This is a genomic window from Streptomyces sp. SID5643 (genome assembly GCF_009872555.1).
Taxonomy (GTDB): domain Bacteria; phylum Actinomycetota; class Actinomycetes; order Streptomycetales; family Streptomycetaceae; genus Streptomyces; species Streptomyces iakyrus.
Genome location: NZ_WWIC01000029.1, coordinates 1 through 15,415 on the forward strand (window position 1 = coordinate 1; position 15,415 = coordinate 15,415).

General features: G+C 71.6%; 11 protein-coding genes and 2 pseudogenes. 7 read left to right on the top strand and 6 right to left on the bottom strand.

The features are described 5' to 3' along the window. The 3 genes and pseudogenes from GTY56_RS41485 to GTY56_RS02940 form a co-directional block, all read left to right on the top strand. Nucleotides 1–122 (top strand): annotated as a pseudogene (locus GTY56_RS41485) (glycerophosphodiester phosphodiesterase family protein); the annotation flags it as partial. Between the two features lie 130 nt (nt 123–252). Next, nucleotides 253–1,073, top strand: a pseudogene (locus GTY56_RS02935) (glycerophosphodiester phosphodiesterase family protein); the annotation flags it as partial. Then, nucleotides 1,073–1,294 (top strand): hypothetical protein, encoded by a 222-nt coding sequence (locus tag GTY56_RS02940; protein WP_161362155.1) that lies wholly within the window; start codon nt 1,073–1,075, stop codon nt 1,292–1,294. The pseudogene GTY56_RS02935 and the gene GTY56_RS02940, both read left to right, overlap by 1 nt. A gap of 3 nt (nt 1,295–1,297) precedes the next feature. Here GTY56_RS02940 and GTY56_RS02945 read toward each other — a convergent pair whose 3' ends face one another. Beyond that, a complete protein-coding gene (locus GTY56_RS02945) occupies nt 1,298–1,936 on the bottom strand; it encodes a mycothiol-dependent nitroreductase Rv2466c family protein (RefSeq protein WP_161362157.1) in 639 nt (212 codons plus the stop codon). 137 nt (nt 1,937–2,073) lie between these two features. Between GTY56_RS02945 and pepN the strand changes: the two genes are divergently transcribed. Next, on the top strand, nt 2,074–4,653 hold the full coding sequence (pepN, locus tag GTY56_RS02950) for an aminopeptidase N (protein WP_161362159.1): 2,580 nt from the start codon (nt 2,074–2,076) through the stop codon (nt 4,651–4,653). 196 nt (nt 4,654–4,849) lie between these two features. Further along, complete coding sequence (locus GTY56_RS02955; protein WP_161362161.1) at nt 4,850–5,890, top strand: hypothetical protein; 1,041 nt, start codon at nt 4,850–4,852, stop codon at nt 5,888–5,890. Nucleotides 5,891–6,017: 127 nt separating this feature from the next. Here the strand turns inward: GTY56_RS02955 and GTY56_RS02960 are convergent, their stop codons facing one another. Then, complete coding sequence (locus GTY56_RS02960; protein ID WP_161362163.1) at nt 6,018–7,778, bottom strand: TIGR03767 family metallophosphoesterase; 1,761 nt, start codon at nt 7,776–7,778, stop codon at nt 6,018–6,020. A 231-nt stretch (nt 7,779–8,009) separates the two neighbouring features. Then, entirely contained in the window at nt 8,010–8,468 is a 459-nt protein-coding gene (locus tag GTY56_RS02965) for an NUDIX hydrolase (RefSeq protein WP_346345399.1), read from the bottom strand. Between the two features lie 225 nt (nt 8,469–8,693). Between GTY56_RS02965 and GTY56_RS02970 the strand changes: the two genes are divergently transcribed. After that, nucleotides 8,694–12,002 (top strand): S8 family serine peptidase, encoded by a 3,309-nt coding sequence (locus GTY56_RS02970; RefSeq protein WP_161362165.1) that lies wholly within the window; start codon nt 8,694–8,696, stop codon nt 12,000–12,002. A 54-nt stretch (nt 12,003–12,056) separates the two neighbouring features. Here the strand turns inward: GTY56_RS02970 and GTY56_RS02975 are convergent, their stop codons facing one another. Together GTY56_RS02975 and GTY56_RS02980 are read right to left on the bottom strand one after the other, a co-directional pair. Further along, the gene (locus GTY56_RS02975; RefSeq protein ID WP_346345400.1) at nt 12,057–12,845 is read right to left on the bottom strand and encodes a hypothetical protein; all 789 of its coding nucleotides are present in this window, start codon (nt 12,843–12,845) and stop codon (nt 12,057–12,059) included. 1 nt (nt 12,846) lies between these two features. Beyond that, nucleotides 12,847–13,476: a sigma-70 family RNA polymerase sigma factor gene (locus GTY56_RS02980; protein WP_524540069.1), complete on the bottom strand. Its 630-nt coding sequence runs from the start codon at nt 13,474–13,476 to the stop codon at nt 12,847–12,849. 348 nt (nt 13,477–13,824) lie between these two features. Between GTY56_RS02980 and GTY56_RS02985 the strand changes: the two genes are divergently transcribed. Then, nucleotides 13,825–14,841, top strand: a complete 1,017-nt coding sequence (locus tag GTY56_RS02985) for an aspartate-semialdehyde dehydrogenase (RefSeq protein WP_161362167.1) — start codon at nt 13,825–13,827, stop codon at nt 14,839–14,841. Here the strand turns inward: GTY56_RS02985 and GTY56_RS02990 are convergent. Continuing rightward, nucleotides 14,838–15,338: a DUF1203 domain-containing protein gene (locus GTY56_RS02990; RefSeq protein WP_161362208.1), complete on the bottom strand. Its 501-nt coding sequence runs from the start codon at nt 15,336–15,338 to the stop codon at nt 14,838–14,840. The genes GTY56_RS02985 and GTY56_RS02990 overlap by 4 nt on opposite strands. Nucleotides 15,339–15,415: the final 77 nt, after the last annotated feature.

Below are 15,415 nucleotides of genomic sequence, written 5' to 3' on the forward strand. Positions count from 1 at the left end.
GCCCGGTCGTCATCGGCCACCGCGGCGCGGCCGGCTGGCGCCCGGAGCACACCGCCCCTTCCTGCACGTACGCCGTGCAGACGGGCGCCGACTGGATCGAGCCGGACCTGGTGCCGACCAGGGCCTGTTCCGAGTTCCCCGTCGTCCGCGCGAAGCGCGGGCGCAGCGGCGGTCGGTGCGTGCGATCCGTGCGCGCCGAGCGTGCGTGCCGGGCGTCGGGGCGCAGGCGGGGAACTCGGAACAGGCCCTGAGGACCACGTGCTGGTGGTCCGCCACGAGAACGAGATCTCCCGGACGACCGATGTGGCCCGCCACCCGGACCTTCGCGGACCGCCGGACGACGAAGACGGTCGACGGGCGGCAGGTGACCGGCTGGTTCACGGAGGACTTCACGCCGGCCGGGCTGAAGACGCTGCGGGCGGTGGAGCGGCTGCCCGCGGTCCGCAACCGCAACCGCAACACCGTCTTCGACGGGCGGGCGGAGGTCATGACCTTCCAGGAGGTCGTGGACCTGGCGCGGCGGCTGTCGCGGGAGCACGGCCGGACGATCGCGGTCTTCCCCGAGACCAAGCCCCCCATGTACTTCCGCTCGATCGGACTGCCGCTGGAGCCGAAGCCGGCGGCCGCGATCCGCCGCAACCGGCTCGGGCGGCGCGAGTGCGTCGTGCAGTCCTTCGAACCGACGAGCCTGCGGCGCATGACGGAGCTGAACGTGCCGCTGTGGCAGGCGCTGGGGACGACGGGCGGGCCGTACGACCTGCCCTCGGTGACCTACCGGGACATGATGACGCCGGCGGGGCTGGCCGGAATCGCCGAGTACGCGGACCGGATCGGGCCGGACAAGTCCTCGGTCGCGGGCACGGACCTCGTCGCGGACGCGCATGCGGCGGGGCTGCGCCGGGCCGTACACCTTCCGCGCGGAGAACCCGTTCCTGCCGGAGCGGTTCCGGCGCGGGAGCGGAGCGAACGATTTCGGGGACGCGTTCGCGGAATACACGCTGTACTACCGCATGGGGGTCGATGCGGTCGTAACCGACTTCCCGGACTTGGCGGTGATCGCGAGGAGGAGCTGATGTTCTTCAAGGACAAGCACTGCCCGACCTGCAAGGGCAGCGGCACGCAGGTGTTCACACCACTCAGGCCCGAGGAGCGGAAAGCACTGGGGACGAACCGCACGGACCTGTGGCGCTGCACCGCCGCGGGCTGCCGGTGGTACCAGCCCTGGGACCACCAGGCCGGCGGGGGCCGGCTCCCTGAGGAGTTGCAGAACCCGGGAGCCGACGCCGCGCAATGATCGCTACAGGTTGGAGAAGTCCGGACCCTTGGTGCGGGAGCGCTTGATCTCGTAGAAGCCGGGGACCGAGGCCACGGCGAGGGTGCCGTCCCAGAGGCGGCCGGCCTCCTCGCCCTGCGGGGCCGGGGTGACGACCGGGCCGAAGAAGGCGATCTGCTCGCCGTCGGCGCCGGGCACGGCGATGACCGGGGTGCCCACGTCCTGGCCGACCTTGTCGATGCCCTCCTTGTGGGAGGCGCGCAGCTCGGCCTCGTACGGGGTGGCGTCCCAGTGCTCCAGGAGCGACTCGGGCAGACCAACGTCCTTCAGGGCGGCGGCGACCGTCTCCTTGCCGGGACCCTCGGCCCGGTTGTGGATGCGGGTGCCGAGCGCGGTGTAGAAGTCGCCGAGGACCTCGGTGCCGTGCTCCTGCTGTGCCGCTATGACGACCCGGACGGGGCCCCACGCCTTGGTCTCCAGCAGTTCGCGGTACTCCTCGGGCAGCTCGTCCAGCCGGTTCTCGTTCAGGACGGCGAGGCTCATGAGGTGCCAGCGGACCTCGATGTCCCTGACCTTCTCCACCTCCAGAACCCAGCGGGAGGTCATCCAGGCCCAGGGGCACAGCGGGTCGAACCAGAAGTCGACGGGAGTCTTGTCCGACATGTCTCTCCTCAGCGGGAAACCGTTTCTCCGGCAACGCCGGTGTGCCCTCCCGTCATTCCCGGCTGCCCCGTGTCAGGGGCACGTGGCAGGATCGGTCCTGTTCAGCCGTACCCCACGCCATCCGAGGAGTGCCGCCCGTGCCCGGTGAGAATCTGTCCCGCGACGAGGCCCGGGAGCGGGCCGCCCTGCTGAGCGTCGACGGGTACGAGGTGTCCCTCGACCTGCGGTCCGCGGTCGGTGAGGACCGGGGCGACGGGCCCCGCACCTTCCGTTCCGTCACCACGGTCCGCTTCCGCTGCAACGAGCCCGGGGCGAGCACCTTCGCCGACCTGATCGCTCCGAGTGTGACGGCCGTCTCGCTCAACGGCCGTGATCTGGACCCCGGCGAGGTCTTCGACGGCTCCCGGATCACGCTGGAGGACCTCGCCGCGGACAACGAGCTGGTGGTCGACGCCCAGTGCGCCTACTCGCGCACCGGCGAAGGCCTGCACCGCTTCGTCGACCCCGAGGACGGCGAGGTGTACCTGTACACGCAGTACGAGCCGGCCGACTCCCGGCGGGTCTTCGCGAACTTCGAGCAGCCCGACCTGAAGGCGCCGTACCGCTTCGAGGTGCGGGCGCCCGAGGGCTGGACGGTGTGGAGCAACGGGGCGGGCGAGCAGACCGACGGGGTGTGGCGGTTCGCCGAGACCAAGCCGGTCTCGACGTACATCACCTGTGTGGTGGCGGGCCCGTACCACTACGTGACGGACTCCTACTCGCGTACGTTCTCCGACGGCACGACGCTTCAGATCCCGCTCGGCGCCCTGTGCCGCAAGGGTCTCGCGCCCTACTTCGACGCGGACGACGTCTTCCTCGTCACCAAGCAGGGCCTGGACTTCTTCCACGACCACTTCGACTACCCGTACCCGTTCGGGAAGTACGACCAGGCGTTCGTGCCCGAGTACAACCTGGGCGCGATGGAGAACCCGGGCCTGGTGACGTTCCGGGAGGAGTTCATCTTCCGCGGGAAGGTGACGCAGGCCTCCTACGAGGGCCGGGCCAACGTCATCCTGCACGAGATGGCGCACATGTGGTTCGGCGACCTGGTCACCATGGAGTGGTGGGACGACCTGTGGCTGAAGGAGTCCTTCGCGGACTTCATGGGCGCCTTCTCGCTCGTCGGCGCGACCCGCTTCGCGGGCGGCTGGATCACCTTCGCCAACCGCCGCAAGGCCTGGGCCTATCGCGCCGACCAGCTGCCCTCCACGCACCCGATCACGGCGGACATCCGCGACCTCCAGGACGCCAAGCTCAACTTCGACGGCATCACGTACGCCAAGGGCGCGTCGGTGCTGAAGCAGCTCGTGGCGTACGTCGGTGAGGAGGCGTTCCTGGAGGGTGCCCGGCGCTACTTCAAGCGGCACGCCTACGCCAACACGCGCCTCGGCGACCTGCTGTCGGTGCTGGAGGAGACCAGCGGCCGGGACATGGGCGCCTGGTCGCGGTCCTGGCTTCAGACGGCCGGGGTGAACTCGCTGACACCGCAGGTGCTGCTGGGCGCGGACGGCCGTGTCGAGGAGCTGGCGGTGGTGCAGGAGGCGGCGGAGGCGTACCCCGAGCTGCGCCCGCACCGGGTCGCGGTGGGCCTGTACCGCGTCACGGACGGCGGGACGCTGGAGCGCTACGCGCGCGTGGAGACCGACGTCGACGGCGCCCGGACGGTCGTGGCGGACCTGGCCGGAGCCGAGGCCCCGGACCTGGTCCTGGTCAACGACGACGACCTGACGTACTGCAAGACCCGCTTCGACGAGACGTCCCTGGCGACGCTGCGCGAGCACCTGGGGTCGGTCACCGACCCGCTCGCGCGCGCCCTGTGCTGGTCGGCGCTGTGGAACATGACGCGGGACGCGCTGCTCCCCGCGCGGGACTTCGTGGACCTGGTGCTGCGGTTCGGCGGGCGCGAGTCCGAGATCGGCGTGGTGCAGATGCTGCACGCCTGGGCCGAGTCGGCGGTGACCCACTACACGGCGCCCGCCCGGCGCGAGACGGCCGCCCGGCTGCTCGCCGAGGGCGCCCGGCGCGAGCTGTACGCGGCCGGGCCGGGCAGCGAGCACCAGCTCGCCTGGGCGCGCTTCTTCGCCCGGACGGCCTCCGCCGGAGCCGACTTCGAGCTGTTGCGGGACCTGCTCGCCGGCACGGTGACGGTCGAGGGCCTCGACCTGGACCAGGAGCTGCGCTGGGTGTTCCTGGAGCCGCTGGCCGCGCACGGGGCCGTGGACGAGAAGGCGCTGGCCGAGGAGCTGGCCCGGGACGACACGGCCTCCGGCAAGCGCCATCAGGTGCGCTGTCTGGCCGCCCGCCCGTCCGAGGCGGTGAAGGCGCAGGCATGGGCGCAGGTCGTGGAGTCGGACGCGCTGTCCAACGCCATGGTCGAGGCGACCATCGCGGGCTTCTCCCAGGGCTCGCAGCGGGAGCTGATCGCGCCGTACGCCGAGAAGTACTTCGCGGCGATCGAGCGGGTCTGGGCCGAGCGGTCGATCCAGATCGCCATGCACGTGGTGCAGGGCCTGTTCCCCTCCCTCCAGCAGTCGAACGAGACGCTGGACGCCACGGACGCGTGGCTGGACGCCCACAAGGAGGCGGCCCCGGCGCTGCGCCGGCTGGTGCTGGAGGCCCGTGACGACCTGGCACGGGCGTTGCGCGGACAGGCGTGCGACGAGGCCTCTGACCAGTAGCTTTGGCCTAAGATCCGGGCGTTCCGCCTTCGTTACGAGACGATCGCCCCGTGAGCCGTAACCCCTGGCCCGCACCCGAACGGACCAGGGGCTTTCGGCATCCGAACATCCGTCCTTTAGTGCCGGATTGTCCGTATGTTTCGACGGACCTGTAACAGCGGTTCAAAGAGGGCCGGAGCGCGGGAAATTGCGGGGCATGACCCACAACGCCCCGCTCTCCCCCCGCCCGCTGCACGACCTGTCCGGCGGTGGCCACCCCCGTGTGACGACGACGGCCCGGCTCCGTTCGCACGGCGTCTCCACGGCCGAGACGAACGAGCAGTGCCGCGCGGGCGGCCCCTGGCAGCAGCTCCTGCCGGGGGTCGTCCTGCTCCACCCGGGTCCGCCGACCAGCGAGGAGCGGCTGCACGCGGTGCTGATGTACGCGGCGCGGGAGCGCGGCACCGGGGTTCCCGCCCAGCCGGGCGGGAACCGGCCGCACGCCCCCGCGCATCCCGAGGCGATGATCACGGGCCTGGCCGCGCTGACCCTGCACGGCTTCTCCTCCACTCCCCCGCTGCCGTCCCTGGACACCATCGACGTCCTGGTCCCGCGGCTGCGGAGGCTGCGCTCCACGGGCTGCGCGCGGATCGTCCGCACGCCCGTCATGCCCGACCCCGAGCAGGTCACGGGGGTGCCGGTGGCACCGGTCGCCCGCGCGCTGGCCGACGCGGTGGCCGAACTGGCCGACGCCGGCACGGTCCGCCGGCTGCTCACGGAGGCCGTCCGCGGCGGCCACTGCGACCCGGCGGCGGCGGTCCGGGAACTGAACCAGGCCCGGCTGCTGAGCCGTCCGCACGTCGTGGACGCGGTGGATTCCCTGCTCGCCGAGGGCCGGGCCCGCGCGGAGGACCGCCTGTATCGGATGGTCCGCGAGTACGGCCTGCCCGACCCGGCATGGAACGTGGACCTGCGCCTGCCCGGCGGCCCCTACCTCGGCGGCCTCGACGCGTACTGGCCCGACCAGGCGGTGGCGGTGGAACTCGACACCCGGGCGCCCCGGCAGGACGACGACGCCCTGTGGTCCGAGTACGCCCGCAAGCGCGAGCACCTGGAACGGCTCGGCATCACGGTCGTCCACATCACGCCGCGCAAGCTCCGTGACTCCATGGAGCAGCAGGCGACGGTGCTGCGCACGGCCCTGATGGCCTCGGCCGACCGCGAACCGGCGGCGTATGTCCTGGTCCTGCCCCGGTAGTGACGGACCGGGGCAGGACGAGGAGGGGAGAGGAGGGGCCGCCGGGACACACCGGCGGCCCCTCCTCGCGCTCATCTCCTTCGGCCATCTGCCGGACCCCACGCCGCGTCGGGTGGTCGAGCGCGCATCAGGCCTTCTTGAGCACCAGTTCGGTGTTGCGGTCCCGCGGGTCGCCGCCGAGGGTCGTGCTCGCGCCGGGCGCGTTGAGGGACAGCTCGCGGTAGAGGGCCGCGAGGCCGGTCTGGGAGAGGTCGGAGAAGTCGGTGCGGTGCGGGGCCGAGGACTCCACCAGCGTCGTGAACAGGGAGATCGTGCCGTCCTTGTTGTCGGCCAGTTCGATGACCCGGGCCAGCTGCGGGAAGTCGACGTGGGAGGCGGTGGAGATCTCCCAGAAGGAGCCGCCGCTCGCCAGGGCGTGCGGGGTGATGACGTTCTTGTGGATGTGGCCGTTCACCCACGCCAGCACCCTGGGGTGGGTACCGAGCAGGGCGAGGACCTCCTGGCCGTCGTGGCGGCGCTCGGCGGGGCGGGCCGGGTCGCGGCGGAGGTTCGTCATCGTCTTGCTGGTGTGGTGGCTGAAGAGCACCGCGTAGGAGTCCTTGTTGTCCCGCAGCGTCTTGTCGAGCCACTTCAGCTGGGCCGTGCCGACAGACCCCTCGTAGTGGCCACCGGAGTCGGTGGTGTCCAGGCTGATGCCGATGACGTCGTCGGAGATGCGGAAGGCGTAGAACTGGGTGCCCGCGTCCAGGTTGGCGGAGGAGTAGCCGTGGCCGGCCGGTCCGACGCCGCGGTGGGCCGGGTCCAGGTGGGCCTTCAGGTACTCGGCCTGAGTGAAGGGGGCGCGCCGCTCGTCGGGGGTGACCGAACGCATGCGGCGGGCCTGGGAGGTGAGGAAGTCGTGGTAGCGGACGCCCTGCGGGTCGCGGGCCTTCTTGATCTGCGCCTTCAGCCGCTGCGCCTCGGCCGCGGAGACGTCCATCAGCTTCTTGCCGCCGACGGCGAGTTCGGTGAGGTACGAGTCGCCGTGTGAGGCGTAGCAGCCCATCGGCAGCGAGTCGTGATTGCCGACCGTCGAGTACCAGGGCAGGTTGAGGCCGGGGCTGCGCACCTCGCGGATCGCGGCCTTCAAAAAGCCGTCGAGGTGGGGGAAGCCCGCCCGCTTGTCGCTGTCGCGGACCGCGGTGTCGGGCTGCCAGTACTGCTTGAGGCCGCTGTTCTGGACGCCCTCGTACCGGCGCGGGTCACCGGTGTTGGGCGTGATGCGGCCCCCGCTCATGATCTTCAGGAACCACTCCAGCTCGGACTTGGCGTTGTTGTCCGTGTTGTCGCCGGTGGTCATGGCGAAGTGCAGCGGGGAGCCGGTGACGGGGGCCCCGCGCAGCGCGTTGATCCGCTCCACCAGCGCGATCGCGCCCTGCACGGTCAGCGCCTCGTGCGGCCGCCAGGCGTGGATGTCGGCCGAGCGCAGGTACTCCAGACGCAGCGGGTGCTGGGCGTCGATGATGTGCAGGTCGGTGAGCTGTACGAACGCGGCGAGCGGGGTACGGCGGCCGGCCCGGCCGGGCTTGGGTGCGGCCAGGTCCGAGCGGACGACCCGCTGCCAGCCGGGCCCCTCGTTCAGACGCCGGTAGCCGGAGCTGCCGCGCGGGGCGGCGACGGACGCCAGGGTGGTGCCCTTGGTGTAGGGGGCCAGCGGCGCGGCCGGGGCCCGGCGCGAGGAGGCCGCCACGGCGGCGTCGGTGCTCTCCTTGGCCGTGGCGGCCTGGCTGTCACTGGGCCGCAGGGCGTAGCCGACGCCCCCGGAGAGGGCGACCGCGCCGGTGGCGGCGAGGACGGAACGGCGGTGGATGCCCCGGCCGGAGCCGGCGACTGAGCGTGTGCGCGACATGCGCTTCTCTCCCCGAGTGCGAACGCGTCGGCAGTGGTCGCGGGGCGTTCACGTCGTGAACACCCCGCTCGTACTGGATCGTTGGCATCGGGAATGACCTGCGCGTAAACGAGGCGGCAACGCGCAGCGCAGATCACCGTACGTGGATCTTGGACTACCCTGCGCGTCGTCGCCTGCTCCGGATCCGGCCCGGAGCCGGTCACGCGGCGTTCACCTTTCGGGGTACCGCACCTACTCCGGGAGGCCCGCCAGCCGTCCGGTGACCGGGCGTTCGCGCCACATCCGCAGGGCGATGTCGACCATCGGGATCCGCACCAGACCGGGCACCGCGTCGAGGTCGTGCCAGGCGGCGAGGTCGGTGGAGCCGTTCACCTCGTTGCGCAGTTCGCCGCCGGTGATGCGGCCCTCGTAGACGAACCGGACGCCGTGATGGTCGACGGCGGGTCCGAAGCCGTTGCGGAAGACGCGGTGGGAGGAGTCCACGCCGAGCAGCCCGGTCACCTCGATGCGGTAGCCGGTCTCCTCCTCCACCTCCCGCCGGACGGTGTCGTAGGGGTCCTCGCCGTGCTCCATGCCGCCGCCCGGCACGACCCACTCGGGCGTGCCGTCCCGGGCGGGCGAGCGGGCGAGCAGGATCTGTCCGTCCCGGACGCATATGGCGTAGGCCGCCACCCTCAACTTCTGTCGCACTCCGGGACGTTAACCGATTTCTTTGCCACCTTCAGGACTGATGCGCACAAATCGCATCGCGGGTTTTCCCCATACATCCATCTCGTTTCGGTCAACGCTCCCCAAAGGACTTCACCTTGCGTAAGGCTGTGCGATCGTCCGGGCTTGCCGTTCGGACCATCTGCGACCAGGACCGATCGGGCCCCGGTCGCTTCCCGCTCGTTCCTTTACCTACAAGGGATGCCGATGACCCCTCCCACCCCGCGCGATCAGATATCGGGCCCGAGACGTGTGGCGCGCATCGCCGTGGCCGCCGGTCTCGTCGCCGCGCTCTCCGCGGCCGGGCCCATCCCCCTGGCGTTCTCCGCCGACGGCCCGGGCGCTGACGCCCCGGCCGAGCCGAGCGTCAAGTCCGCGCACGCCAAGCTCGGTTCGGACGACGCGGACCTGCTCGCCGAGGCCAAGGCCGACGGCGACAAGACCGTCACGATGATGATCGCCACCGCGCCCGGGAAGACCGAGCAGGTCGCCGGGCAGCTGGACGCGGTCAAGGGCGGCTCGGTCGGCCGGGCCGACGACAAGCTCGGCTACGTCCGTGCCACCGTCCCGACGGCCAAGGCCGACTCGGCGATCTCCGCCGCCGCCAAGCTGTCCTCCGTGCACGGCATCGACCTGCGCGAGGAGATCCCGCTGGACGACCCGGCCCCGAGCGCGGACACCGCCAAGGGCGCCAAGGCGACGGGCACGTACCCGGCGCCGGGGAAGAAGACCCCGGCCGAGAACCCGTACAACCCCTCCTTCGAGACGGGCGCGGTCGACTTCGTCGAGGACCACCCGAAGGCGGACGGCCGCGGCGTCACCATCGGCATCCTGGACTCCGGCGTGGACCTCGGCCACCCGGCGCTCCAGAAGACGACGACCGGTGAGCGGAAGATCGTCGACTGGGTGACGGCGACCGACCCGATCATCGACAACGACAACACCTGGCGCCCGATGGTCTCGGCCGTGTCCGGCCCGGCCTTCACCTACCAGGGCCAGTCGTACAAGGCGCCGGCGGGCTCGTACGCCGTCAGCCTCTTCAAGGAGTCGTACACCACCGGCGGCGACGCGGCGGGCGACGCCAACCGGGACGGCGACACCACCGACGTCTGGGGCGTGCTCTACGACGCGGCGAAGGGCACCGTCCGGGTCGACCTGAACAACAACAACGACTTCGGCGACGACGCCCCGATGAAGCCGTACAAGGACGGCCACCAGGTCGGGTACTTCGGCACCGACAACCCGGCCACCGACGTCGCCGAGCGGCAGCCGTTCGTCGTGGAGATCCGCAAGGACGTCCCGATGGACCCGCTGGGCGGCAGCTGGGTCGGCAAGAAGTCCGACTTCGTCAACATCGGCGTCATCGAGTCCGAGCACGGCACGCACGTCGCTGGCATCACCGCCGCCAACGGCCTGTTCGGCGGGAAGATGGACGGTGCCGCTCCGGGCGCCAAGCTGGTGTCCTCGCGCGCCTGCACCTGGTCCGGCGGCTGCACCAACGTGGCGCTCACCGAGGGCATGATCGACCTCGTCACCAAGCGCGGTGTCGACATCGTCAACATGTCCATCGGCGGCCTGCCGGCGCTGAACGACGGCAACAACGCGCGCGCCGAGCTGTACACGCGGCTCATCGACACCTACGGCGTCCAGCTGGTGATCTCCGCGGGCAACTCCGGCCCCGGCGCCAACACCATCGGCGACCCGGCCCTGGCCGAGAAGGTCATCTCGGTCGGCGCGTCCGTCTCCAAGGAGACCTGGGCCGCCAACTACGGCTCGGTCGTGGAGAAGAAGTACGCGATGATGCCGTTCTCCTCGCGCGGCCCGCGTGAGGACGGCGGTTTCACACCGACCCTGGTCGCGCCCGGTGCGGCGATCAACACCATCCAGACCTGGATGCCGGGCCAGCCGGTCGCCGAGGCGGGCTACACCCTGCCGGCCGGCTACGGCATGCTCCAGGGCACCTCGATGGCCTCCCCGCAGGCCGCCGGTGCCTCGGCGCTGCTGATCTCGGCCGCCAAGCAGAAGAAGATCGACCTCACGCCGGCGACCCTGCGCACGGCCCTCACCTCCACCGCCGACCACATCAAGGGTGTGCAGGCGTACGAGGAGGGCGCGGGCCTCATGAACATCGAGGACGCCTGGGACGCCATCCGCGACGACGCCACCTCGCACTCCTACGCGGTCAAGGCGCCGGTCGACACCGCGATCGACCAGTTCCTGAAGACCCCGGGCTTCGGCACGGGCCTCTACGACCGTGAGGGCGGCCTGAAGGCCGGCCAGAAGAAGACGTACGAGATCACCGTCACCCGTACGTCCGGCGCCGACAAGGCGATCCGGCACGAGCTGCACTTCGAGAACAACGCGGGCGGCACGTTCCGCATCGTCGGCTCCGACGAGGTGAAGCTGCCGCTGAACAAGCCGGTGACCGTCAAGGTCCAGGCCGCGCCGAAGTCCGCGGGCATCAAGAGCGCGATCCTGGAGGTGGACGACCCCAGGACCGAGGGCATCGACCGCCAGGTCCTCAGCACGGTCGTGGTCTCCACGCCGCTGAAGTTCACGACCTCCGCGAAGGACTCGGTGCAGCGCAACAGCTCGCACCACTACTTCGTCACCGTCCCGGAGGGCGCCAAGACCCTTGAGGTCGCGATGAGCGGGCTGAAGGACAAGAGCCAGACCCGGTTCATCTCCATCCACCCGTACGGCGTCCCGTCCGACCCGACGTCGACGATCAACTGCTACCCGAACTACCCCAACCCGGCCAACACCTGCCGCCCCGACCTGCGTTCGTACGCGGACCCGCAGCCGGGCGTGTGGGAGATCGAGGTCGAGTCGCGCCGTACGTCGCCGCTGCTCGACAACCCGTACAAGCTGGACGTCGCCGTCCTCGGCGCGGCCTTCGACCCGGAGACCGTGACCGTGCCCGAGGCGAAGGTCGGCACGCCGGCCGCCGCCTCCTGGAAGGTGACGAACGGCTTCGCCGCGCTCGACGGCAAGCTGGTGGGCGGCCCGCTGGGCTCGGCCAAGGCGGCACGCCCCTCGATCAAGCAGGGCGAGACGCAGACCACGACGGTCGAGGTGCCCGCGGGCGCGAAGTCGCTGGACGTCGCCATCGGCAAGGTTTCGGACACCGCCGCGGACCTGGACCTCGCCGTGTACGACGCGTCGGGCACGCAGGTCGGCAGCTCCGCCGACGGCGACTCGGAGGAGTCGGTCTCCATCCCCTCCCCGGCCGCCGGGAAGTACTCGATCGAGGTCGTCGGCTACGCGGTGCCGGCCGGCACCACGGAGTACGACTACCAGGACGTGTTCTTCTCCCCCTCCCTCGGCAGCGTCAGCGTCGACGGGTCAGCGCCGGTGAAGCTCGGCACGGGCGACTCCGCGACGGTCTCGGGCAGCGTCACCGCCGCGGCGGCCGCTCCCGAGGGGCGTGAGTTCTTCGGCCAGGTCCAGCTGGTCAACGCGCGCGGCACGGTCGCGGGCCTGGGCAGCGTGAAGATCGAGAAGGTTCTGCCGTAGCGGTAGCGCGGCACTGGGGGCGGGCGTCCGTTGGACGCCCGCCCCTTGCCGTTCCTACGGGCACGGGAGCGTGCGCGAGGCGGGCAGCGCGTCGGTGATCCACGCCCGCTCGCGGGCGATCTCCTTCTCCCCCGTCGCCCACGTGTCCGGGTGGGCCTGATCGCCGGAGATGCCGACGAGCATGTGTTCACCGGTTCGGAGCGCGGGAACGGTGCCGGTCTCCAGGGGGAAGGTGATCCGCGCCCGGCCCTTGCCGGGCTTGTAGTAGCGCGTCACGTCCAGGGTGATCCGGTCCTGGCCGGTACCGGGAAGGGTCTCGACCTCGGTGACGACGCCCTCGGCGACGATCCGGGCGCAGGCGAGATAGCCGGCGTGACTGAGCTTGGCGTCCTCGTCCGCGTGCTCCCGGCCGCCGGAACCGTCGGCGGCGGACGACGCGCCCTGGTCGCCCCCGCCGTCCATGCCGCCGCTCTGGACGACGAGCCAGCCCATGCCGATCACGAGACCGGCACCGACGGCCGCGACCAGGCCCTTCAGGGCCAGGTCCCAGGGCCGGCGGCGGTCGCGGCGCGCGGACAGCGAGGCCACGGAGGCGCCGCCTCCTGCCAGCGGCCCGGGCCCGGGGTCCTGCGCGGGGATCTCTTCGGGAACCGGCTCGGGCCCGGCGAGTGCCTGTCCGATGAGGCCCAGCTGCTCGCGCAGCAAGGCCACGTCGGCGGTCGCGGACCGGTACTCCGTCAGGAAGGCGTCGTCCGCGAGGGCGGCGTCCGGTGGCGCCTCGCCGGTGATCACCGCCATCAGCGCGACCTCGCTGTGCCCGTCCTTGTCATGCTCGGCGGTCACGTCACACCACCTCGTCCTCGTGCAGGCGGGCGCGCAGGGCCCGTACCGCCGTGTGCAGCCGGCTCTTGACCGTGCCCTCCGGGACGCCGAGCTGCTCGGCGATGGACCGGACCGGCAGGTCGGCGTAGAAGCGCAGGACGACGACCTGCCGCTGGGCGTCGGGCAGCTCGTCCAGGCCCTGGGCGACGGCGACGGACAGCACGCTGCTGTCCTCGCCGGAGGGGTGCTCCGCCGGCTGGCGCAGGGCGGCCAGCCGCTCGCCGAGCCGTTCCTGGCGGCGCTTGGCCCGGTGCCAGTCCATGGCGAGGTTGGAGGCGACGACCGCCGCCCACGCCGACACGTCCCGTGGTGCCTCCCGGCCGCTCGCGGCCCGCTCCAGCAGCCGCAGGCGGACCTGCTGCACCCCGTCCGGCAGGTCCGCCTGCGGCATCCCGCCGAGCGCGAGCACCGCCCGCACCCGGCGCTCCTGCGCCGCGTCCAGCGGATCGGCCGCGGCCGCGGAAGCGGCTCCACTCGGCGGACCGGCCGCGCTCGACGTATCGGCCCCGCCCAGCGGATCAGCCGCGTCCCGCGGACCGTCGCCGGTCGCGGTGTGCGTCTCCCGGGCGCGCCGGGCCCTCCCGCGCAGCAGCACAAGCCACCCCCCTCGCCGTGTTTCTCCTACGACGCCGGTACGGCCCGGAACGTTCGGCCGTCTTCCCGGTGAGTGCCGGCCGGGCGGCAGAGGCATACGTCACACTTCCGTGTGGCCGAGACCGACAGGGGCAGGCGAGCTTGCGGCGCACGACCCCTGCCGGATGAATTCCTCCAGCTCAGCGGGGTCGACACCGCAGGTCCGCAACCATGGGGCGGGACACACCGTCCCACTCTCCGGGCAGTACGGGGAAAGAAGTGGACAGGCGGGCCGTGGTCGGCCGCATGATGGAAAAGCCTCGGCCAAGCAACGAGCACGTGAAGAGACGCAGGAGAGGGAGTCACCGTGAGGGTCGGAATCGTCGGAGCCACCGGACAGGTGGGCACGGTCATGCGCAGGATCCTCACGGAGCGGAACTTCCCGGTCACGGAGCTGCGCCTGTTCGCCTCGGCCCGTTCCGCGGGCACGGAGCTGGACGGCGTGACGGTGGAGGACGCGGCGACCGCCGACTACACCGGCCTGGACATCGTGCTCTTCTCCGCGGGCGGCGCGACCTCCAAGGCGCTGGCCGAGAAGGTCGCCTCCCAGGGCGCGGTCGTGATCGACAACTCCTCCGCGTGGCGCAAGCACCCGGAGGTCCCCCTGGTCGTCTCCGAGGTCAACCCGCACGCGATCAAGGACCGCCCCAAGGGCATCATCGCCAACCCGAACTGCACGACCATGGCCGCGATGCCGGTGCTGCGTCCGCTGCACGCCGAGGCGGGTCTGGAAGCCCTGGTCGTCGCCACGTACCAGGCGGTCTCCGGTTCCGGCCTCGCGGGCGTCGCCGAGTTGCACGGCCAGACGCAGAAGGTCGTCGCCGAGGCCGAGAAGCTCACCCACGACGGTGAGGCGGTGGACTTCCCGGAGCCGGGCGTCTACAAGCGCCCCATCGCCTTCAACGTGCTGCCGCTGGCGGGCAGCATCGTCGACGACGGCCTGAACGAGACCGACGAGGAGCAGAAGCTCCGCAACGAGTCCCGCAAGATCCTGGAGATCCCGGGCCTGAAGGTCTCCGGCACCTGCGTGCGCGTCCCGGTCTTCTCCGGCCACTCCCTCCAGATCAACGCCCGCTTCACCCGCCCGATCTCCCCGGAGCGCGCGACGGAGCTCCTGAAGGACGCCCCCGGCGTCGAGCTCTCCGACATCCCGACCCCGCTCCAGGCCGCCGGCAAGGACCCGTCCTACGTCGGCCGCATCCGCAGTGACGAGACGGTGGACAACGGCCTGGCCCTCTTCGTCTCCAACGACAACCTCCGCAAGGGCGCGGCGCTGAACGCCGTACAGATCGCGGAGCTGGTGGCGGCGGAGCTGAAGGGCTAGCCCCTGCCCGCCTCGCAGTCCCGGCGCACCTCGTAGAGGAAACAGCCGTACTCGACGGCCCGGACGTGGACCAGTGCCACGGCCGGGTCGTCGAATGCTTCTGCGAACGCCTCGCCGAAACCGGTGGGCTCCTCGACCAGCCGGCCGCCCAGGATGTGCCCCTCGGCGGAGTAGCGGCGGACCGTGCGACGGCTGCCGGTGAACGGGAGGGCGCCGGTCCGCGGCCCCTCGCACTCCTCGGCGTGGATGAAGACCGGGCCCTGTTCGTCGTAGGGGCCCGGGGTGGCGCCCGTCTCCGACGCCCAGCGGCGGAGGGGGGCGTAGGAGACCAGGGCCATGCGTTCACCCGGCTCGCTGGGGCGCAGGCAGCAGCGCAACGGGCTGCCGCCCTCGGTGTCGGTGAAGCCGTCGGTCCGGCGGCCCGCGTCGTCCGTCGTGCGCAGTTCCTCCAGGGCGCGCGGGGAGATGGGGCGTGCGGTGTACGCGGTGGTCGTCATGGTCACCAGACTCACGCGCGCGATCCTCGCTCACCGGCGGAATACGGACGTCGCGCTCGCCCGCGAAGGGCCCTGCC